The organism is Lunatibacter salilacus, from assembly GCF_009797935.1.
In the GTDB taxonomy this organism is placed as follows: domain Bacteria; phylum Bacteroidota; class Bacteroidia; order Cytophagales; family Cyclobacteriaceae; genus Lunatibacter; species Lunatibacter salilacus.
On sequence record NZ_VOLC01000016.1, the window covers coordinates 75,507 to 96,207 of the forward strand.

19 protein-coding genes are annotated in these 20,701 nt (G+C 40.1%); 3 read left to right on the forward strand and 16 right to left on the reverse strand.

Annotated elements, in window-relative coordinates:
- Nucleotide 1 precedes the first annotated feature (1 nt).
- The 13 genes from feoB to FQ608_RS19815 form a co-directional block, all read right to left on the reverse strand.
- Nucleotides 2-2,122 carry a ferrous iron transport protein B gene (feoB, locus tag FQ608_RS19760; protein WP_158860223.1) on the reverse strand — a complete coding sequence of 707 codons (2,121 nt, stop codon included), beginning with the start codon at nucleotides 2,120-2,122 and terminating at the stop codon, nucleotides 2-4.
- A gap of 3 nt (nucleotides 2,123-2,125) precedes the next feature.
- Nucleotides 2,126-2,359 carry a FeoA family protein gene (locus FQ608_RS19765; RefSeq protein ID WP_234364286.1) on the reverse strand — a complete coding sequence of 78 codons (234 nt, stop codon included), beginning with the start codon at nucleotides 2,357-2,359 and terminating at the stop codon, nucleotides 2,126-2,128.
- Between the two features lie 170 nt (nucleotides 2,360-2,529).
- The gene (locus tag FQ608_RS19770) at nucleotides 2,530-3,528 is read right to left on the reverse strand and encodes a ParA family protein (protein WP_158860224.1); all 999 of its coding nucleotides are present in this window, start codon (nucleotides 3,526-3,528) and stop codon (nucleotides 2,530-2,532) included.
- Nucleotides 3,525-4,709 carry an ATP-binding protein gene (locus FQ608_RS19775; RefSeq protein ID WP_158860225.1) on the reverse strand — a complete coding sequence of 395 codons (1,185 nt, stop codon included), beginning with the start codon at nucleotides 4,707-4,709 and terminating at the stop codon, nucleotides 3,525-3,527. The genes FQ608_RS19770 and FQ608_RS19775 overlap by 4 nt, the downstream gene beginning before the upstream one ends.
- 53 nt (nucleotides 4,710-4,762) lie before the next feature.
- Entirely contained in the window at nucleotides 4,763-5,806 is a 1,044-nt protein-coding gene (locus tag FQ608_RS19780; RefSeq protein ID WP_158860226.1) for a proline iminopeptidase-family hydrolase, read from the reverse strand.
- 235 nt (nucleotides 5,807-6,041) lie between these two features.
- Nucleotides 6,042-6,206, reverse strand: coding sequence for a hypothetical protein (locus tag FQ608_RS27280; RefSeq protein ID WP_199856422.1), 165 nt, complete (start codon nucleotides 6,204-6,206; stop codon nucleotides 6,042-6,044).
- Nucleotides 6,207-6,568: 362 nt separating this feature from the next.
- The gene (locus FQ608_RS19785; RefSeq protein WP_158860227.1) at nucleotides 6,569-7,570 is read right to left on the reverse strand and encodes a S41 family peptidase; all 1,002 of its coding nucleotides are present in this window, start codon (nucleotides 7,568-7,570) and stop codon (nucleotides 6,569-6,571) included.
- Nucleotides 7,567-8,334, reverse strand: a complete 768-nt coding sequence (locus FQ608_RS19790; RefSeq protein WP_158860228.1) for a hypothetical protein — start codon at nucleotides 8,332-8,334, stop codon at nucleotides 7,567-7,569. Before FQ608_RS19790 ends, FQ608_RS19785 begins: the two co-directional genes overlap by 4 nt.
- 143 nt (nucleotides 8,335-8,477) lie before the next feature.
- Nucleotides 8,478-9,284, reverse strand: a complete 807-nt coding sequence (locus FQ608_RS19795; RefSeq protein ID WP_158860229.1) for a type II CAAX endopeptidase family protein — start codon at nucleotides 9,282-9,284, stop codon at nucleotides 8,478-8,480.
- Between the two features lie 142 nt (nucleotides 9,285-9,426).
- Nucleotides 9,427-10,494 (reverse strand): hypothetical protein, encoded by a 1,068-nt coding sequence (locus tag FQ608_RS19800; protein WP_158860230.1) that lies wholly within the window; start codon nucleotides 10,492-10,494, stop codon nucleotides 9,427-9,429.
- A gap of 297 nt (nucleotides 10,495-10,791) precedes the next feature.
- Nucleotides 10,792-11,457 carry an outer membrane beta-barrel protein gene (locus tag FQ608_RS19805; protein WP_158860231.1) on the reverse strand — a complete coding sequence of 222 codons (666 nt, stop codon included), beginning with the start codon at nucleotides 11,455-11,457 and terminating at the stop codon, nucleotides 10,792-10,794.
- Between the two features lie 701 nt (nucleotides 11,458-12,158).
- The gene (locus tag FQ608_RS19810; RefSeq protein WP_158860232.1) at nucleotides 12,159-13,001 is read right to left on the reverse strand and encodes a DUF4249 family protein; all 843 of its coding nucleotides are present in this window, start codon (nucleotides 12,999-13,001) and stop codon (nucleotides 12,159-12,161) included.
- Between the two features lie 4 nt (nucleotides 13,002-13,005).
- Nucleotides 13,006-15,333 carry a TonB-dependent receptor gene (locus FQ608_RS19815; protein ID WP_158860233.1) on the reverse strand — a complete coding sequence of 776 codons (2,328 nt, stop codon included), beginning with the start codon at nucleotides 15,331-15,333 and terminating at the stop codon, nucleotides 13,006-13,008.
- 634 nt (nucleotides 15,334-15,967) lie between these two features.
- Here FQ608_RS19815 and FQ608_RS19820 point away from each other — a divergent pair.
- The 3 genes from FQ608_RS19820 to FQ608_RS28115 all read left to right on the forward strand — a co-directional run bounded on the left by FQ608_RS19820 (nucleotide 15,968) and on the right by FQ608_RS28115 (nucleotide 19,528).
- Nucleotides 15,968-17,026 (forward strand): alpha-amylase family protein, encoded by a 1,059-nt coding sequence (locus FQ608_RS19820; protein WP_158860234.1) that lies wholly within the window; start codon nucleotides 15,968-15,970, stop codon nucleotides 17,024-17,026.
- Between the two features lie 798 nt (nucleotides 17,027-17,824).
- Complete coding sequence (locus tag FQ608_RS19825; protein ID WP_158860235.1) at nucleotides 17,825-18,904, forward strand: hypothetical protein; 1,080 nt, start codon at nucleotides 17,825-17,827, stop codon at nucleotides 18,902-18,904.
- A 408-nt stretch (nucleotides 18,905-19,312) separates the two neighbouring features.
- Nucleotides 19,313-19,528 carry an ATP-binding protein gene (locus FQ608_RS28115; protein WP_394351676.1) on the forward strand — a complete coding sequence of 72 codons (216 nt, stop codon included), beginning with the start codon at nucleotides 19,313-19,315 and terminating at the stop codon, nucleotides 19,526-19,528.
- Here the strand turns inward: FQ608_RS28115 and FQ608_RS27285 are convergent.
- From FQ608_RS27285 to FQ608_RS19840, 3 genes are all read right to left on the reverse strand, one after another.
- The gene (locus tag FQ608_RS27285) at nucleotides 19,469-19,792 is read right to left on the reverse strand and encodes a hypothetical protein (protein WP_199856427.1); all 324 of its coding nucleotides are present in this window, start codon (nucleotides 19,790-19,792) and stop codon (nucleotides 19,469-19,471) included. The genes FQ608_RS28115 and FQ608_RS27285 overlap by 60 nt on opposite strands.
- Nucleotides 19,777-20,043, reverse strand: a complete 267-nt coding sequence (locus FQ608_RS28120) for a hypothetical protein (RefSeq protein ID WP_394351677.1) — start codon at nucleotides 20,041-20,043, stop codon at nucleotides 19,777-19,779. Before FQ608_RS28120 ends, FQ608_RS27285 begins: the two co-directional genes overlap by 16 nt.
- A gap of 99 nt (nucleotides 20,044-20,142) precedes the next feature.
- The gene (locus FQ608_RS19840; protein WP_158860237.1) at nucleotides 20,143-20,694 is read right to left on the reverse strand and encodes a hypothetical protein; all 552 of its coding nucleotides are present in this window, start codon (nucleotides 20,692-20,694) and stop codon (nucleotides 20,143-20,145) included.
- Nucleotides 20,695-20,701: the final 7 nt, after the last annotated feature.

Consider the following 20,701-nt stretch of genomic DNA (forward strand, 5'->3'; position numbering starts at 1 on the left):
ATCAGGAGAAAATTTGATAAGTGAAAAAGGCAGCCAAATAGGCAATTACAGTCATGGCCACGGTTTGAATGATGGGCCATTTCCAGGTTTTTGTTTCCCGATACACAACTGCCAGCGTACTCATGCACTGCATAGCAAAGGCATAAAATACCATAAGGGAAAACCCGGTAGCCTGGTTAAACACCTTTTCGCCGGTTTCTGGATCTACTTCTTGATCGAGCTTTTCCCGAATTGTCAGTTCATTTTCCACATCGCCACCGATACTGTAAATGGTGGCAATCGTTCCTACAAACACCTCCCGGGCAGCAAAAGAAGTGATCAGGGCAATCCCGATTTTCCAGTCGTAACCTAATGGCCTGATAGCCGGTTCTATGGCTTTCCCAAGGATACCGATATAGGAATTTTCCAGTTTTTGGGAGGCGTAGCGTTCTTCTATTTCAGTCTGCTGGTATTCCGGGGCAGCGGCCATTTCCAATTCCATTTGTTCTTCCAAGGCATCCATCCTATTTGAGGGTCCATAGCTTGCCAACACCCATAAGACAATAGATATAGCCAAAATCACCTTTCCTGCTTCCAACACAAATATCTTTGATTTGGAATACATGGTTAAAGCCACTGCCTTCCAACGAGGCAGTCTATAAATGGGTAAGTCAGTAAGCAGGAAACTTTTCTCTTTTGTTTTTAGGATAAATCTTAAGAGTAATGCTCCCATCAGGGTAGCTATTGTACCCAACAAATACATACTGAGTAAAGCTATTGCTTGTAGGTTTATCCCAAAATACAATTCATCCGGTACGGTGAGGCCTATAAGGATAATATAGACGGGAAGTCGGGCGGAGCAACTCATCCATGGTGTAACTAAAATAGTGATTAGCCGCTCTTTGGAATTCCGAATTGTCCTTGCCGCCATCACTCCAGGGATTGCACAGGCCAGTCCTGAGATAAGGGGTACAACACTCTTGCCGTGAAGTCCAAATGGGCGCATCAGCCTATCCATCAAAAACACAACCCGAGACAGGTACCCGGTATCTTCCAAAAAAGCTAGGAAACCGAAAAGTAAGGCAATTTGTGGTATAAAGATAACAACCCCACCAATTCCGGGAATAATCCCCTCCGCAAGCAAATCCGTGAGAACCCCCGATGGAAAAGTCTCATACACCCATGAGCCCATTCCAGCAAACAAGACATCTATCAAATCCATGGGTACACTTGCCCAGGCGAAGATAGCTTGAAAGATCAAAAGCATCACCGCGAAAAAAAGTGTGTAACCCAAGACGGGATGAAGGAGGATCTTGTCTAACCTGCGGGTTAGCTTATTATCTAAAGGTTTGTCTTTTTTTAATCCCTTCTGTAATAGCTGGTTGATTTTCGCATATCGGCCGTTCGTCTCTTTCAGTTGCTGACGTTGCGTATCGAAGCCACTCTCTTTCGCCAATTCCAAAAGCCAAGCTTTATCCCCTTTGTTTGAAGGATCGTTATAGGTAGAAAAAACCATCCGTTGAAAAGCCTCATAATCCGTTTCGAAGCCGTACTTCCCCCGAATCGCCGTAATCATTGGTTCCGGCATATAATCGCTTACAGCTATAAATGGCTTGGCAATTTCGAATTTTTCCTGAAAAATAAGCTCCCGGATCGCTTCTATTCCTTCACTTTTTCTACCATCTGTTAGGATTAAAGGTACTCCAAGTGCCTTATAGAATTCCACCACTTTGATATGAATCCCATTTTCTTCAGCCAAGTCCTTCATATTGACCAAAAAGGCCATGGGAATTCCCAGATCCATAACCTGGGTACCCAACAAAAGACTCCGTTCCAGATTGCAGGCGTCGAGAATTACCAGCACAAAATCCGGTTTTGGCGTATCTAATCCCGTAAGGACACGATAGGCAATGATTTCATCTTCGGAATTGGGATATAGACTGTAGGTCCCAGGTAGGTCAACTAGCTCATATACGGCTGATCCCTTCTTGATTACACCGGAACTTTTGTCAACAGTAACACCGGGATAATTGCCGATCTTTTGGTTTAATCCGGTCAGCTTGTTAAAAATACTGGATTTACCAACATTCGGGTTGCCAATTAACGCAATGGATTTGGTCCGTTTTGCGGAAATAATTTCCATTCCTTAGGGGTTCATAGGTTGTACTTTAATCAACTCCGCCTCCGTCCGCCTGAGTGCAATCATATGACCGTCAACCAGAAATGCAATAGGTCCCCCAAATGGTGCTTTTTGAACAACGCTGATGTGCTTTCCGGGAAGTAGTCCGATTTCCAGAAAATTTATGGCGTACGGTGAATCCTCAATTCGGTCAATTATGGATTGTTCTCCGTGTTGAAGTAATGCTGCTGAACGTATCAATGGGTGCGGGTTTTATCTTTATCAAGACTAAGTCAAAATTAGAACTTATCTTTATCTTAACCCAACAATGTGCGGAAAAATTCAATTTAAATTGATTAAAGAACAACTTCCTATAGCTGCTTATTTACGGGTCGAAAGTTGCTTTTTTGAATCTCAAAAAATTATTGTTTTTAATTTTTGAGATTTTCGTACTCTTTGATTTTAGCTATGATTTTTTCAGTCAGATTTTTAAAATCACTATAGGCATTTTTGACGGCACTCAAATGGGCCCCTATTGCACCATCAGCTGGCTTTAAAAAAAATATTGGCTTTTTCGATTCCATCGCCATGGGTATAAGACTATGGTAATGTTTCAAAAGTGATAGACAGTTTTCATCCACTTCAACAGTCAAATCCTTATCTAAATGGCCTTTTAAAACCATTTCAACAAATACACGTGGAATTCTATTCGCCCACTTCAAATAGGATTTTACAGGTCGACTTTCTTTTATTCCATGCTGCATTATAACATACCCCAAAGGGGTGATTGATGAACTAGGCAATTTTAAATCAGAGGCTGGATTTTCAGTTTTTCTTTTATTCCATTCCTTTCGCCATTTATCCAATCTAGTTCCTATATTCTTAAGTCCTTGTAAGGAAAATAGATCAGCAGCCATTGGAACCACCACAAAATCAGCAGCTATTAAAGTCGCTCTGTTAATTGCGCTGAAGTTGGGACCGATATCAATGACACAAAAATCTGCATCCATTTTTCTTCCTGCTTCGTCAATTATTCGGTAAAAAGAGGAAATAATCCGGAAAGCAGCTTCGTCACCATCGTTACACTTACCCCAATTTTCGCTGAGTTTATCCTCGAACATAGATAATTCTAGGTCACCTGCCAATAATCCTATATTATCGGTTATGGGGTGTATCATGGCTTGCTTTATATCCCCAATACCACTATCCAAAGGTTTTATAGCTTCCAAAATAGTTGGACGCTCCTTTTCATTTTCATATATGCCGGAGAGTTGATCGTCACTCAAAAACATTGAAGTTAGGTTCGTTTGTGGGTCCAAGTCTACAGCCAGGCATCTATAACCCAATTCTGCAAGCATAAATGAGAAATGATAAACCAATGTTGTTTTGCCTACACCTCCTTTATTGTTAAAGAATGCTATCGTCTTCATGGTTTCTTCTTAAAAATGATTACTGAAAAACTTGTAGGCTGGTCAAAAATGAATTTTGGTTCAGGGTTACCGTTTTTTATCAACGCCGCACTTGCCCGCTGTACTCCTAAGTTAAACCGATTAACATATCCTAAATTATAAGCGGCTTCTGCTATTGTTGGGTTTCTGTAATCATTCTCTCTTGGAAAGTTTTCCGGCCGTGCCTTGCCAAAGAGACCTCCGGCATTGGATATTTCAATTCTATCATCGAACTCATAAAACTTTATGGGTGCATTTGATTGATAATCACGGTGGATAACTGAATAAAATAGCAATTCCTTGATTGCAGATGCGGGAAAATTATACTGATGTTCTTCTCCAAGGTTATGTAGCACCTTGGTAACGATTTGAGATTTTATAAACTCATCCATTACTCTTAACTGAGTAGTTAAATCTCCGTCGAATTTTCTCTCATACTCGAACTCACTGACCTCATCATTGCCAGTAAATTTTACATATTGCACATACCCTCCGGGAATAAAAAATCGGGGATTGTTCCCAAACATTAAAATCGCAGCGTTAGTCGGACAATTAGCCTTCAAATCATAAAATTTTAGTGACGCTAATTGTTCCTTTATATCTCTACTATTTTGACTTAATGTTTCCTCGTCAATAGCCGAAGGTAAATAAGTTATCTTGAAAATTTCAATACTTATGTCATTCAGGGAGCTTCCGTAACAAGGTAATGTATCATAGGAATGAGCAAATGAACTCCTCTTTTCGCTTAAAATCCTTTCTTCTAAATCGGTAGCTATTCCTTTCCTTGGACCAATTCTAATACAAACTTTTCCCTTGAACCGCACTGGAGGTTGAAAACTTGGCAGAACCTCAGCTACTGCAACATACCCACCAGGATAATCAAATCCAGTTACGGTAATTATAGGTGGAGGGACAATTCTTCCATCAGTTCTAAAATCCATTAGCGTCTGAAGAATTCTCTCTTCAGACTTTAAGCCACATCTGCTTCCATCATCATCAACTCCAACAATAAGATATCCTGGTTTATTGTGGCCAGGAAAATCATTACAGAATGAACAAATAGCCTCCCCAAATTTATTAGCATCATTTGTAGAAATTGTTTTCTCTACTCGATCCTTTTCAATTTCTATCAAAAGCTTATCTAATTCATCTTTTGTAATCATATTGTAAAATTTAACCCAATTCCAGTTCCTATTCTTGGGAATATTTAAAATGTTCAAAACTTCCCCGAATCGACGTCTTTAATAAACTGAATCAACCCGTTAAAAAAGACCTTTTGATCATCGTACTGGACCATATGGCTGCCGTCTGGGCATAGCAAAAACCTTCCGTTTTTCACTTGGGTTGACATCCATTCCATATGTTTCGGATCCATGGTGTCATGACCCGCACCCACGACCAATGTGGGAACGGTAAGTTTGGGCAACTCTTTGGTCAGGTCCCAACCTTTTAAAGATGCCCCAGCGGTTATGCCAAATTCACTGTGTCCCTGCATATACACATAAACTTCCGGGTTTAGATGAGTAAGGCTTCGAACCACCGCTTCCGGCCATTCGTCCAGAGGCATTCTCAAAACATGGTATTGATAGTGGTGCTCCATCAGAAGTTCTTCATACCGGGGGTTGTCAAAATCATTGGTCGCCTCAATCTCCATGATTTCTTCAAATACTTCCCCCGGCATCTGCGGCCCGAGTACTTCCTTGGCATATTTTTCATAATCATCCAGACTGGCCATCATATTGGAAATCACTAGGCCTTTTAAATTCTCTTGGTATTTAAGGGCATATTCCATTGCCAAAATCCCTCCCCAAGACTGTCCGTAAAGGAAGAAATTATCTTGGTTTAATCCCAGGGCCAATCTAACTTGTTCGACCTCGTCCACAAAGCGCTCTATGGTCCACAGGTCGTTGTCTGACGGCTGATCTGAATAATACGAACCCAGTTGGTCGTAATAATAGTATTCGATACCCTCCGCGGGAAAATATCCGTCAAAGCTGGAGTATAGTTCATGGGTCATGCCAGGCCCCCCATGAAGCAACAGCACCTTAATACTGGGGTTGTTCCCCACACGTTTGGTCCAAACCTTAAATGTACCCTTGGGTGTTTGGATGGGGATCATGCGAATGCCGCCTTCAAACTGGTCGTCCCTATCTGAATAATCCAAATAGGACGTACCTAAATTTTCCTCCGAACTAGATCGGGACGAACAAGCGAGACATAGGATCAACAGTGACAGAACAATGGAATATCGGATTAGCATATTATAAGGTGAGTTTTTTTAGTGGGTGAATATAGTTTTTCTCTTAAAAATTATAGGAAATATAGGGAATTATCGCCAAAATCTCTATCCAGAAAAGCTGTCTTTTTGGATCGAAAGCAAGATGCTTGTAGAATTAATTGATTTAACTTTTCACATTATACCTACCTATCATGGCTACAATCGGCAGAAATGTTGTATTCATTAAATTAAATAATATTGAGGTTTTTGTCCAAACTTATTTATCTCCCATTTTTCGAATAATTTCCCGTAACAAGTCATTATGTTCCTGCTTCAAAGTAAGAAATTTAGTTACCCATTTATAAATCAGGTAAAAAATACCGGCAAGTACGCCGAAATAAATAAGGCCAATCAAAATAGGAAGGAATACGGAAATGCCCATAATTAAATAGTTAAGTTATTATTTTATTCTTGATTATGTAAAATATGCTGTAAATCCCTTTGTAAAACCTAACAAACAAAGATTACTATAATAGGATGTTTACATATTGAATCATATTATTCTTTTGCAAAATATCAAAAAAACTCTAAACAAATAATTAGTTTTAGATTTTAAATATTTCTGCCATTTCGCTTCCGCTTTAGATTCCTCCATGTTTTTTTACTTTTTTTGATCATAATGTTCTCAGTTTTTGGCTTAGCGTGAAATCCTTTGGTACCTATCTGAGAATAACACCAAATATCCAAAATAGTATTGTGAGGGATAAAAGGCACCAAAAATTGGAATTGGCCATAAAACCTAATTTACTCTTTCAACCAAACTATAGCCGCCTCAATAAAATGGTCCAGCCCACTGATCTGGTCCATCGGGTGAGTCAACAATTGATCTACTTGTACGCCAAACTCCAGGTGGTGTTCATTCAAATCAATGGTCTGACTACCGGAAAAGCGGTAAGTCCAGCCATTTGAAAGCTCAGCGAAAACTGGAGTGCCTCCCCCACCCCCTGTCTGGTCACCAAACAATCGGGCTTGGGGTAGTGTCCGCATCATTTGCGCAAAAAATGTGGTGGAACTGTATGATTTTCTGTTGGTAAGTACGGCAACTTTTTCCAGGTATTTGTCACCGGGTTTGGGTTTAATCTTTAAAGGTGCCCATGGGGTAAAATCATTTCTGCCCGGCCCGGTTTTAAACCGCTGCCTCGCATAGGTAATTTCCTCATCTGTTAGGCGGCTGGCTATATTGAGTGCATTTTGCAAGCTGCCTCCCCCATTGCTTCTAACATCAATGATCAGTCCATCATGGAACTGCATCAGTCTGATAATTTCGTCCATGTGCTCACTTGATACCGTGCGCTCAAAGGACCTATAATTCACATACAGCATCCCCTGGACGGTTTGCGCAAGAAGTGGCCCTATAATCCTGTAGTCGGTACCAAGGTACTTATCGTTAATCAGTTGTTCATCATAGAACAACGGAAAGCCTTCGAACCAGCTCCAATTTCGGGAGCGGTTAAATGTGCTCCTAAGGTTTACATGCCCGTCCTCCAATTCGGCTAACATGTCGCCCAAAATGTCAAACAATTCATGTGGGGTTAATTCATCGTGAATCGTCGGACGATACTGTTCCTTTACTGATTGCCAGTCTATTTGTTTTTCTTCAAAAAAAGTATATCTGTTATAGATATCCGTCCATAAGTGTTCAAACAGTTCACTGGGCCGCTGTTGCGGGTCACTTGGCTGTGCAATAAACTCACAACTGCTAATGAGCACCATTGAGATCAAAATAAAATATCGGTAACTTCTCATAGCTGAAAATTTAACTGTAAAAAATAATGTCCCGCAGATCGCTGGGACCTATGGGCACTTTCCAGAGAGGTATAGTGGAAGCGATACCCTATTCCGATTTCATTTCCATTGGACAATTGATAGAAAAGCTGATTGAGTATTCCCAGATCGTGTTGGCGGAAGGGCTGAAACAGGCGAATGGACTGCAGAAAAGCGTTGAAAGTAGGCTGATCGTGAAGAAAATGATCCGGGGGGCTGGTTATATAAGAAGCGGAAAAGACGAATCCTATTACTTGCAGGTGTCCTTGTGAGGAAAACCGCCACTGTTGTTTTTTGCCAAAAAAAGTCTGATAACGCAGTGCCGGCCCAAATGAAGTGTGAAAATCAAACCTTGGGCTGAAATTCTGTGCATCCTCGTAATTTCTTAAACTCAGAGCATTGTTATTCGACCATCCAATGGTCCAGTTATCAGGCAGCCAATTGGCCTTATAGAAGGTGTAGGTGATTATGCTGGCATGGGTTCCCCGCATATCCGCACCATAGCGGTTTTGCAGGTTATGGTTGGTTAGATGAAGGTAAACCTCATCTGTTTTCCTATTTCCAATATTGGAATACCCCAATGTAAATCCGGCGGAACTTCCACTGTAAAACAGTGGGGAATACGCAAAATCCCGCTCCCAGGAATTATTCGTTCCCGCATTTAATAGTAGGGTACGTTTATTTTCCTGCGCTAAAACGAGGCTTTGAGACAAAAGGAACGGAATCAAAAAAAGTAGGTTTTTCATGCTAATGGAGTTTGACTTCAAAGTTAGGGAGCTCAAACGTTTAAAAACATGACAATGGTCAGTCCGCCATCAATTTTAATCCCATTTATAAAAGGAATTGTGCTGGACACTATATCGTCGAAAGGTTGAATTTATAATCCGAATCAAGAATCAACAGGTTTATTGATTGATAATAGTGTCACTATGCCTATTCCCAGCATCAGAATTTCCAGTATCCAAAAATGCAGTTGAAAAACACCAGTCGCCATAACTAAACTTGGGAAAACTGGCATAAATGCATTGGATGTGCCATGGGCAACCAACGCAGACATGGGCTTGTGGTTTGATGATTTTACGACCCAGGACAAAAAGAAGGAAAGCCCTATACAGCCAATTAGAAAAGCTGAAAAAGGCATATAAGTTTGAAAGGCATCGGTAATAAACCACAACGGAGCATGCCACAATGCCCAAACTATTCCAAGAACAATATTCCCGTACCACAGTCCGTATTTGGATTCCAAGTATGGCATGATATAACCCCGCCACCCTATTTCCTCCTGTCCACCACCAAACAAGATCATTAAGAGCCAATATATCGGAAAAACAAAAATTGTTGGCAAGAGCATAGGCAAGCGTTCATAACCAAAAAATCCGGGAAGATACCATGCTAAAAAGTTTGCAAACCCCAGGACCCCGATAATGGAAACCCAAGTTTTCCACCTAAAATTAATTGAAAGAAAGGTCTTCAAAAAGGGTTTGACGTCTGATTTTCCTTGCAGGGTTTTAATGGAATAGAGTGCACCTACGGCCGGACCAAAGGCCCCCAAAATGATCGCCGCCATAGTCAAATAGGGTCGCAAATCATTGTTCATTTGCACAACGCCCAACCCAATCAGAACAAAGGGAAACCACAATAGCCATGACCATAAAAATGTGATTGCGAAAAAGCGAAGAGGTATTTGTTTTTCCATTAGTCAACCAGTTTCTTTCAACTTTACATTATGTTGGGAATGCAAATTTATAAGTCCGCCTTGAGATACAAATCAAAATACCATGCGGTACTGAAAATATTTACCGTTAACTATACTATTAAGTGTAATGACAAATTCCTCCCTAAATTTTTATTCGTTTCCATTTGGACTTCATGTAATAATTCCCATCCTCACTTTTATTAATAAAAGCAGTCCAAACGTAGGTGGCCGGCCATTTTTTGAAAACACCTGCCACGGCATATATAAAATAAAGGGAGAGCTTAGAAGGCCTTGGTTTCCAACCGTCAAAACGCAATTCAATTTTTATCGTATCATTGGCGTTTTCGACGGAATAGTCTCCAGGTAGGGTTCCTATAGATGGATCTGCTTCGATTGTAAATTCCCCATGTTTTGCTGTATTGGTTGCTAGGGATTCTATATCGGGAAAAGCGTCTTCGAAGGTTATGGATACCGGATGTACGTCGTTTACCCGACTTATCTTTTGAATAGCTATGCTGTCATTTTTCCAGGAAAAATCAAACGTATAGTCCCCTTGATTAAGCGTTTTAATTCCCTGATCTACGTCTACAGGAAAAATTAATCCATCAAATTCCGGATTAAGTCGGCCAATAAGCGGCTTTGGGCTGTAGCGGGCAAAATACATGGATGTCCAATCCATAGGTACCGGAAGCTTATCCGGCTGATGCTGAACGTTGTCAATGAACACCTCAAAATCGGTTTGTAACCTGCGGACAAAGTAAAAGTCTTGAAGCATTACCAAGGGCATTGCGGAGGGCTTTTCAGCCACGCTGCCCATCGGAGCCAAAAGACCAAAGGGTCTGCGCTTTTTTGAATTTTTCTCACTGATTTTAATGCTGACTTTTCTGTTTTGCAGATCATTGAACATATAGTTAGCCTGCACACCCGCTTCATTTATTTCAAAAAAAGCGACCTCAAAATCACATGCTATCAAGTTCTCCAATCCCTTGCCTACTATATCATATTTGTCAGCGTTTAATGTCAGCGTTGGTTCGTGATAGACATCCACTTTCCCATCCTTTCGCCACCCTATCACCAAATGCCCCTTACCGTGTTCATTGTCATCGAAAACCTGCGGCTCAAAACCAACATAAACTGTATCCGGATCCTTTTCAAAATTCACCAACAGCAACCGGGACATGGGTTCAATGTCGATAGAAAAAGGGGACATGAAATGTGTTATTTTGGAGGTTGATATTTGGGTGGTCATGGTGAAATTGGGTTAAACGATCAGATTCGACTCATAAAGCTACTTAAATCTTTTATTTTATGACAATTGGGCGGGGCAATCTGCTGGTGAAATGTTTTCCCGCAGATACCGCAGATTTTCGCTGATCTTTTTCTGCGTTTATCCCGAAAAGCCGGGACAAGTTCTGCGGGAAAAACGCAGGTGGAAGTTGATGAAGGTTTCCGGTCACTGTAATCGAAATTTGAAACGAACATCAAACCTTCTATGCTTTTTTTATGCTTATTCCGATCCAAGAAACATGGTAAATCCAACCTTCAATCCCAAACTGTTGGTTACCTGCCGAAAATTAGGAGGGGTTTGATTTTTTCTGTTTAGTGTCAATGAATTAAATCCCGCAAGAATATCAAAGGCTACTTTTTCACCAAGAGGCACTGCCAATCCAATCCCACCTCCAAATGAACTTATATTGGTCTTAGCATTATAATCCTCCAAATTGGGATCGTCTTTATATTTAACCGTATTTGTCCTCCTTCCAAAAGAGCTATTTACTTCGACAAAAGGCAACACCTTAGCAGTTGGAATGTAATACCTAGCAAAAGGTCCTGTACTCAGTAGTCTTGAAGTTGATTCAGAATTTGAAATACCTCCTTTTGCTTTAGCAGATGCAAAAGTAAAATCAAGTCCAAGAGCGAGATTATCCGCTACAAAATACCCGATTTTTGGTAGTAGGCTTATGTTCGTAATTTTACTAGAATTATCTTCTACATAACTGGCTCCATCAAGCTTGCTTTTAGTACTTGAATAGCCAATATCTAAAAGGCCAGCACCAGTTAAACCCAAATCGGATGATGCTCCCAGCAACATTCGCCCTTTATCCGTCTGTGCGTTAACTAATCCAATACAAATTAGAAACTGAAATACAATAAGTACGTTAATTTTTTTCATAATGCCGCTATTTTAAAACTAAACTTATAAGTTTTAAAGATAGGTTTTTTTGTTTCCCAAAAAAATACCCCGATCGGGGTATTTTTAAAGCAACTATACTTATTTCTATATCAGTATCCATGGAATTGCTTGGTTAAATTTGCCAAAGCGTTTACCGTCAAGGAAAAAATGTCTCCCGCTGATCACGCTGATTTGCGCGGAACCCTTTCTGCGTTAATCTGCGTAATCCGCGGGAAAAAAACATCTCCCGCTAATCTTTTTTGATGCAGGTCGCGGGAAAAAAAAATCTCCCGCAGATCACGCTGATTTGCGCGGAACCCTTTCTGCGTTAATCTGCGTAATCCGCGGGAAATATAGTCTCCCGCAAATTTTTTCTGATGCAAAATGTGGCAAAAAAATGTCTCCCGCTGATCACGCTGATTTGCGCAGATCTATTTCTGCGTTCTTCTGCGAAATCCGCGGGAAATATAGTCTCCCGCAAATTTTTTCTGATGCAAAATGTGGCAAAAAAATGTCTCCCGCTGATCACGCTGATTTGCGCAGATCTATTTCTGCGTTCTTCTGCGAAATCCGCGGGAAATATAGTCTCCCGCAAATTTTTTCTGATGCAAAATGTGGCAAAAAAATGTCTCCCGCTGATCACGCTGATTTGCGCAGATCTATTTCTGCGTTCTTCTGCGAAATCCGCGGGAAACCCCTCCCTATTCCCCAATTATAATTTCAGCCTTATGGTAGGCACTGGCATTAAAATACCCCACAACATCAATGTCTGAAACCAAATTGGTTTTGGGATTAAAAGCTGGGGAATCGAAGAAACTCTCCTGTGTCAATGCCTGCATATAAATATCGAACAAATACTGATAAAATGTATTACTCAATGACTGCTGGTACACAACGATTTTATCCCCTTCCAGAAACGGATCAAAACTCAGATCAAGCCCCTCAATGAGATTGCCATCAATCCTCTCGTCTTCCAAGACCATTATTTGGCGGGGATCATTGGACAACTCTCCATTGACCTGCACATTCCACCTGTAGTTATTTCCCTTGCCTACCGGGTCAAAAGTGTCTATCAACAAATAATAACCCTCCTCAAATATCAGACTTTCAGCCTTGTATTCATATCTGAGGTCTGTGATTTCAGAAACAGGGTGAAGCACCTCAGTTTCACTTGAAATCACCTTATTACTTAGATGGCCATAATCAGGCAGATCGGGTAAATAAATTTCAATCCTATAGGCCCGATCTATTACCCCGGTAAAATCGAGATTATACACCCCTTCCTGTGCGTAAGTATATCCTCCCACCTTTACATTATCTTCAAATAAATAAACCTCAGCTTCCTCAATGACCGATTTAGACGAGCTCTGAAAATAAGGTTGGGAAATGGTCAATTTGACGGTTTGATATTCATCAATATTGTTAATCTCCCCATCCACCACTACCATGGCTTCATAGGATTTCACATCCAATTCTATGTTGTCCAAGCATGAAAACATCAACAGCGAGGACAAACAAATCAATAATTTTTTTACAGTTATCATCGTATTAGAATTTAAAGTTATAGGTGACACTGGGAATGGCAGATCCCAAAATTGACAGTCTTACAGCCTCAGTCTGTGCTGCGTTTTCCTGCTGTCGGAAAAAGACCGAGTAGGCATTCCTTCTGGCATAGACATTATAAAAACCGAAACTCCATGAGCCCCTTTTTCCCTCGGGATTAAGGTTGGCTGCTATATCCAGTCGGTGATAGACTGGAATTCGGTGTGCATTTCTATCTCCCATTACGGGCAATACCATGCCATCCCACTCGTACTTTCCTACGGGTTGTGTAAATGGTCTCCCGGATGCCAAGACAAAATTGGCCGAGAAATCCCACTTTTTGTTGAGCTTGTACAATCCGTATATACTCAGGTCATGCGGTTTGTCAAAATTGGCCCTATACCATTCCCCCTTGTTGATACCTTCCACCTTTCTTTCTGATCTGGATAGGGTATAGCTAATCCGTCCCGTGAATCTTCCTTCCTTCTTTTCTATGGAAGCTTCCAACCCGTATGCCCTTCCAATTCCATCCAAGACTTCCGTCTCCAGGGTTTCGTTAAACTCCAGCCTGGCACCGTCCTTAAAATCCACTACTCTTCTGTAATCTTTATAATAACTCTCCACAACAAGCTCAAAGCTATTATTGAGAATACCTCTGACAAAGGACAGGGATAGTTGATCCACCTGCGCGGGTTTCAAATAAGCGTTGGACGGCTTCCAAACATCTATAGGAGAAGGTGAATTGGTGTTGGAAATTAGATGAACAAACTGGTTGGCCCTGTGAAAACTTGCCTTGAGGGCAGTCGTTCTGTTTGGGGTGTAGCTTACGTTGAATCTCGGTTCAATTCCATCGTAACTGGCCATAGTTTGGTATCGGGAAAAACTAAGTGAGTCAATAATTGCCTCTCTCTCCTTTACCCCATCTTGATATAGATACTGCCGTCCACCTAATCTCCTGAAATCCACATAGCGGATTCCCGCCTCTACTTTCCATCGGTCGTTAAATTTCTCATTCCAAGAGACATAGGCGCCAGATTCAATGGCATACTCTTTTGCCATTTCAATGGTGTTCACTGCGGATTCTTCACCCGTTGGAAGAATTGTTCCCGGCAGATAATCCTGCATAGTGGTCTGAAATCCAAAATCGATGGTTCTATTGGGATTTACGAAATAGGCGGCATCCGCCTTGAAGTTTTGATTTAGTATACTTGATTTCCAATCCCAGGAATCAGGACCATGGCTCCCAATGATGTGGTAAAAATACCTGCTGTTTGTGACAGTAATATTGGTAAACAATTTGGGATTGAATACATGGTTCCATCTTAAGGTCATGGTATTGTTTCCCCAATTGCTGCTAAAAAGATCTCCCAGTTTCATCACATCGTTTCCCGAATAGTAAGAAAGGAAGAACCGGTCTTTATCTGATAACTTATGATTGATTTTTGCATTGAAGTCATAGAAATAAAGGTTGTTGTTTCTTAATTCTTCGTCACCTGAAAGTCTGGTAAATACGTCCATATAAGACCGTCTGCCTGAAACTAAAAAAGATGTTTTGTCCTTTTGAATGGGGCCTTCTACCGTAAGTCTGCTGCTCAATAACCCAATACCACCTTTGACGTTTAATTTTTTGGAGTTGCCTTCCAGTTGTCTTACATCGAGTACCGAAGATAACCTTCCTCCATATTGGGCGGGCAATCCCCCCTTATAAATTTTGACATCCTTGATCGCATCCGAATTGAAAACGGAGAAAAACCCCATGACATGAGCTGCATTAAATACAGTAGCTTCATCAAGCAAAATAAGGTTTTCATCCGCTCCTCCTCCACGAACGTTAAAACCAGACGTGCCCTCTCCCACCGTAGATATTCCGGGAAGCAACTGGATATTTCTAATCAGGTCAACTTCTCCCAATAACTTCGGCATTTTCTTCATCTGCTCGATGGAGACCCGTTCTATGCCACTTCCTATCTCAAGGATTTTTTCATCTTTGGCAATTGCGGAAACTTCCACCGTCTCCAACGCATAGTCAGCCGGCTTCAATTCAATGTGAAGAAAGGTGGCTTTTTCTGCTATTACTTCTGCTACCTGGCTTTCATATCCCATATAGCTGACCTGTATACGGTGACTTCCAGGCGCTATTTGTAGGGAGTAAAAACCGTATAAGTTGGTGATTGCGCCTTTTTGGCTACCTATAACCATAATTGTTGCTCCAAGAAGCTCCTCTCCTGAGGTACCGTCACGGACATATCCGCTTAGTGTTGTTTTCTCCTGCTGACCCATCAAGTAGCTGAGGTTCAGTAAGATCATAAATAATGAAATTGTAATCTTTTTCACTTTTGTTTGATTTAATGATTTAAATTGAATTATAAGAATCTGAACAAAGCGTGTCAAACATTCGCAGAGATCAGACTGCAAACCTGTGGGAAAAACATCAGTTAAAAGTTCTACTTAAGAAAGGCGAACCTATTTTTGGCCTTTAAGAAAGAAAATAAGAGGGGCACTTAGCCAAAAAAAAAACAGACTTATATAGCCCAAAGGAACTGAAATAATAATCAATGGCTTTTTCACGCTTAACATCCGGATTATTCTATAATAGATCAGTCATAAAAAAATCAGCCAAAATTGGACTGACTCGATCTGTGTTATCAAGGGGATTACCGATATCCTATCTACAATACCTATAATGTCTGCCATTGCAGGTTCCTTTGGGTCGTTTATTGCAATTGCAGAAGATAGGCGTTAATTTGTAGTTTAGCTGTTGGTCCCATTAGCAGATGCCGCATTGGATGGGGTTTATAAATTGGCTTATGCTGGTGGCAAGCCACGTCTTAAACTTTATGAATGTAAGAAAAAACGTGAATGACCTATTAAAATTCATCCCTTCCTTTCCTAATGGTGGTTTGTCACTGGCCAACAAAAAGATTTACGCCATTCCATGCCACAATACTTGATTAAAATTTCCCAAACCATGAACAAGCTCTATTGGCTGCTCCTTTTGCTTATCCATTTTGCCGCCTTTTCCCAAGAAAATGATGTGGATGCCTTCGTCAAGGGGATTTATGGCAATCCTGAAAGGATATTAAATGCAGGCTTTGCTTTTGACGAGTTGGGGGTAAATGCCGTGTTCGTCAGAAGATCCTCGCTAAACCAGTCATTTTATAATCAAGCCAAAGCCCAGGGTTGTCGGGTGTTTGTCGAGTTCCCTACCCTAAATGGAAGAGGCTATATAGAAGACCATCCTGAAGCCTGGCCCATCAATGAAAAGGGAGAGACCGTCGGGCCTGCGGATTGGTTTATGGGGGTTTGTCCCACCGATCCCGGTTTCCAGACATATAGGGCCGAACAGCTACGTGAGACGCTGGGCAACTATCTGGTAGATGGGGTGTTTTTGGACTACCTACATTGGCATGCCCAATTTGAAACGGACCAACCCATACTGCCTGAAACCTGTTTTTGTGACCGATGTACCCGGCTTTTCGAAAATACCCATGCCATACAAATCCCACCATCGGATAAAGCAGGCAAAGCACAATGGATACTAGCCAACCAAGAACCTGCCTGGAGAAAATGGCGAAACAGCATTTTGAATACTTGGGTAGAAGATATGGGGAGAATTCTCAAGGAAAATCAACCCAAGGCCCTTTTGGGAGCCTTCTATAGCGCGTGGTTTCCCGAAGACCATGACGGGGCTTTGTACAACACCCTGGGCATCGATGTACCGGCTTTGGCCGAGCGGGTGGATGTATTGTCTCCCATGCTTTTTCACCGGATGCTGGCAAGGCCTGTTACCTGGTCGGGCGACTACCTTGATTGGTTGGATAAAGTCATGCCTACTCCTAGACCCTTGGTCTGGCCCATTGTTCAGGCACACGACAAACCTGGTATCATTTCCCCTCAGGAATTTGGTAACGCCTTGCGGGAAGGTTCCCGGTCCCCTGCATCCGGCGTTATGATGTTTTCCGAACAGTCCCTTTTAGATAATCCTAAAAAAATAAAGGTGATGCGGGAATTTTATCAGAATAAGTGAGAGCGGAGTCGAGAGGTGTGGCTTCGGCTACGCTCAGCCGCCGCTGTCAGGTGTTCCTTGAGCGGGGCTTCGGCTACGCTGACTTCGACTTCGCTCAGTCGGCGTAGTCTTCGTTAGCGGAGTCGGATGGTGTGGCTTCGGCTACGCTCAGCCGCCGCTGTCAGGTGTTCCCTGAGCGGAGTCGAAGGGAACGTTTTTGCAATGAATCTCATTCATACACTCAGCCAATTTCTTCAATTCCTCCGTGTGATCAGAGCCTCCTTCTTTTTTCGTGACCACCCCTGAAACCCTTTTCTTTGTATTTTGCTCCCCATTCCCACCCGATGCTTCGCAAGACGTAAATTCAAATATTTAGTGCTTTGAAAATAACAACTCTTGTCCGAACATTTAAGGCGGATCAAAATTTAGAAAATTAATCCTACCTAATAACCCAAAAACAAAATTTTTTATGTTTATTTGGATTTAGACAATGAATCTTAAAATCATTTAACAAAATCAGTTAATTTCATTTATGAATATAATTATATGAGCTTTTTGTTAAAACATTTTAACAATGAACAGAAATTGCGCGGTATTATGGTTCCAAGTTTAGGGTTGATATTCCTTGGATCCAATTATGTCATATTATTAGATGTCGGCCAACTTATAAGATTAAACACATCCTTCTATTGGTTATACAATAGATAATTTCTCTTTTTAAATAATTGTTAAAATTGAATAATGCAGAAACCTAACCTTTAAGGCGTTACATTTATATAATATATAAGGATAATTTAATTTATAAAAATAAACTATTTTATGAAAAATATTATAATATCACTAATTTTATTTATATCTTCCTCCGCTTTTGCTCAAACCCAAGTAGATTTATTCTGTTCAGGAAAAACCTATAATCTTTCTCTGGAAAAAAACAAAGAAAAATTTACAATTAAGATTATTGGTTTTAACTCCAAAAATATTTTCGTCGATTTATTAAAAACTGAATGGGATACCTTATCACAAGACACCAAAAACGATATAATAATATCAGAACTTAAGAAGATTGCAATAAATATTACCGAAAATGCGATTCTTCATGAGTCTAAGTTTGAAGATGAATCAAAATCAACCGTTGTTGAGTTTTTAGACACCTTAACATACGCAAATTTAAATGAAATTAATACTAATAATTTGTCGAAAGAACTCGATGATGCTTTTTCCAAACGATTCTCGGATGATTGCAAGCAAGATTTTTCCTTACTCTTAGAACGGTTAGAATTAAAATCACAAATCACCTCAAATGAAAATTCCTTCAAGCAAACATTACCAGAAACTTTAGAAAATGCTTTTGGATTTGCTGTCGGGTTAGGACCGAGCTTGAGTAATCAAACAATCTATGACTATTACGTTTCTCCATATGATTCAACATTAAGGCGTGATACAATAAACAGTCCTGTATTTGTAGGAAGTTTACTAGTTACTTGGAATAAATTAATCAATTATAGAAGATTTAGAGAAGGAGACGAAAAAGAAGCAACAGGTGAGTTATTTAGAGCTCCAACATGGTGGGGAATTGCAGTGGGATTTAACTTTGCAGAAATTAACCCCTCAAATATGCAGTTTAATTTGCGATTGAGTGGAGGTCTTGGTTTATTATTAAATTTGGGAGGGGGGTTTCAAATGGGTATATTTCATGACCTAACACAAACTAAAGTTTTGAGAAAAGATCTGGAAGAAAATTTGAATAAAAACTATCCTTTTAATGACCATTCTAATTTAGAACCAAGATTGTTTACTAATCAATTTGTTTCATCATTTTCGTTGAAAGCAATTTATAAATTTAAAAGTAATAATGTTGAAAGACCTGGTGTATTTGAGAATGCAAAACAGGCCCGTTAGAAAATAGTAGATTTTAAAAATTTAAATTTAGTATTTTAACTCGGATCAGGATAAATAAAATAAAATAGCTATGTTTGGAAAATGTTGGACTCTAGGAAAATCTTCGAGAAATAAATGTGCCATTAGCCAGATTGAACGCGCCTTGCAGCGTACGTTGTGCTCCTTTAGTCAGTTTTCTGAAAACATCTTGATCGCTTCTTTTGTCTGATTAATTCTAATACAATAAATCAAACCTTAGTATTTAAGAAGTTCTAATTCTTCTAGTCTTATGGCCATAGCTTCCGGGGTAAACATGCTCAAAACAAGGGAAATGATCCGGTCCGCGCAGACAGAATATAAACGCCTTATAAAAGCCGATCTAATAATTATTGACGACATCATCTGTTTCCGGTGGAAAAAAAAGCCGCGGTGGATCTGTTCAACTTTATCAATGCCATATATGAGCAGACATGTATCATCATAACAATGAATAAAATGGCGGTGGATTGGGCAAAAATGCTCGATGATGAGGTCTTGGCTACGGCTCTCATGGACAGGCTCCTCTTTCGTTGTGAAATTATAAACCTATCGGGGAAAAGTTATAGAATGGAAAACAGAAAATCTTTCTTTGATAACAAAAACTAACATGCGTATATTAGCACAGTGGTGCACTCCCGTTGCCATTTTTGGTGCATTCCTAATTACCATTTTTGGTGCATATTCAGTTACCGACCACACTGCCCCTGAATCTCCTCGTGCTGCCTTAAATCCATTTTGAAAAACAAAAATTGCATGGCTTGCTATATTCTTGCATAAATTAGCTATATCAAGGATAATATTTGAGGCTAAAATTAAATCATCTTGGACTTTAAATTTATAAAATCTATATTGATTTAGATTTTTATCCAAGCCTTTAGCTTTAAATTGATCTCGAAGATTTCGAGATTTAATGACCTCTTCAAACTGAATAGAGTCTTCATGAAATAACTTATAAAGATTTGAAAAAAAATACTTATTTCTTCTTGTGATCTAAGTATTTCCGGCAACACATGAGAATACTTATTATTTCTTTTTTCATCAATTGTAAGGCTAATTACCGTAGCCAACAGTTTACAAGCTAACATTCCTTGAAATACCACAGCACTACCGGATCCGGGTATATGACTACCTTTTCCAAATTTTTATAGCAATTCATCTACAGTAATCTTTGATAAATCTAAATCTTTAATATCCATCATTCACTTGTATTATATTCAAAGTTAATCTTGTGCTAATTTCAACATGGCATTAGCCACACCCTTGGTCGAGAGATCGTATTCTTCATGAGGGTACCCATGCTTTTCGTTGAGTAGATATAGTTCCTTATAAAGCTCAAATGGGTTTTGTGACTCTCCTACCCAACTGATGACAACATCAAGGATTTCATTCATAATGGGTTGGTAAGTCATTCTTCCATCTGAGCCTCTAATCCCTTTGTGATCGGACTTTCGTTTTCCTAAATTCAAAAAGATGTTCTTTTCATCATAGATAATATCACGCATCTGTTTATAATTATCTCCTTTGGGAAGGTGATCCATAAGCAGATTTCTGATCCCTTTATAATAAATACTGTATTTTTCTTCGGCATTTTCCATTTGCTTGCCTACTATCTGTTTCAATTCGTCAATCTCCTGGAGAGACCCTGTGGTGCTGGAAATTGTAAGTTGCTTTCCTTTTTTCTCGTAGCTTCTTCTCAACAGCTCCATTCTCTCCAGATCGGCTTCACTGAGTTTTTCTACCTTTTTATCTTCCTTTTTGTTGTTGTCTTTCATATCATTC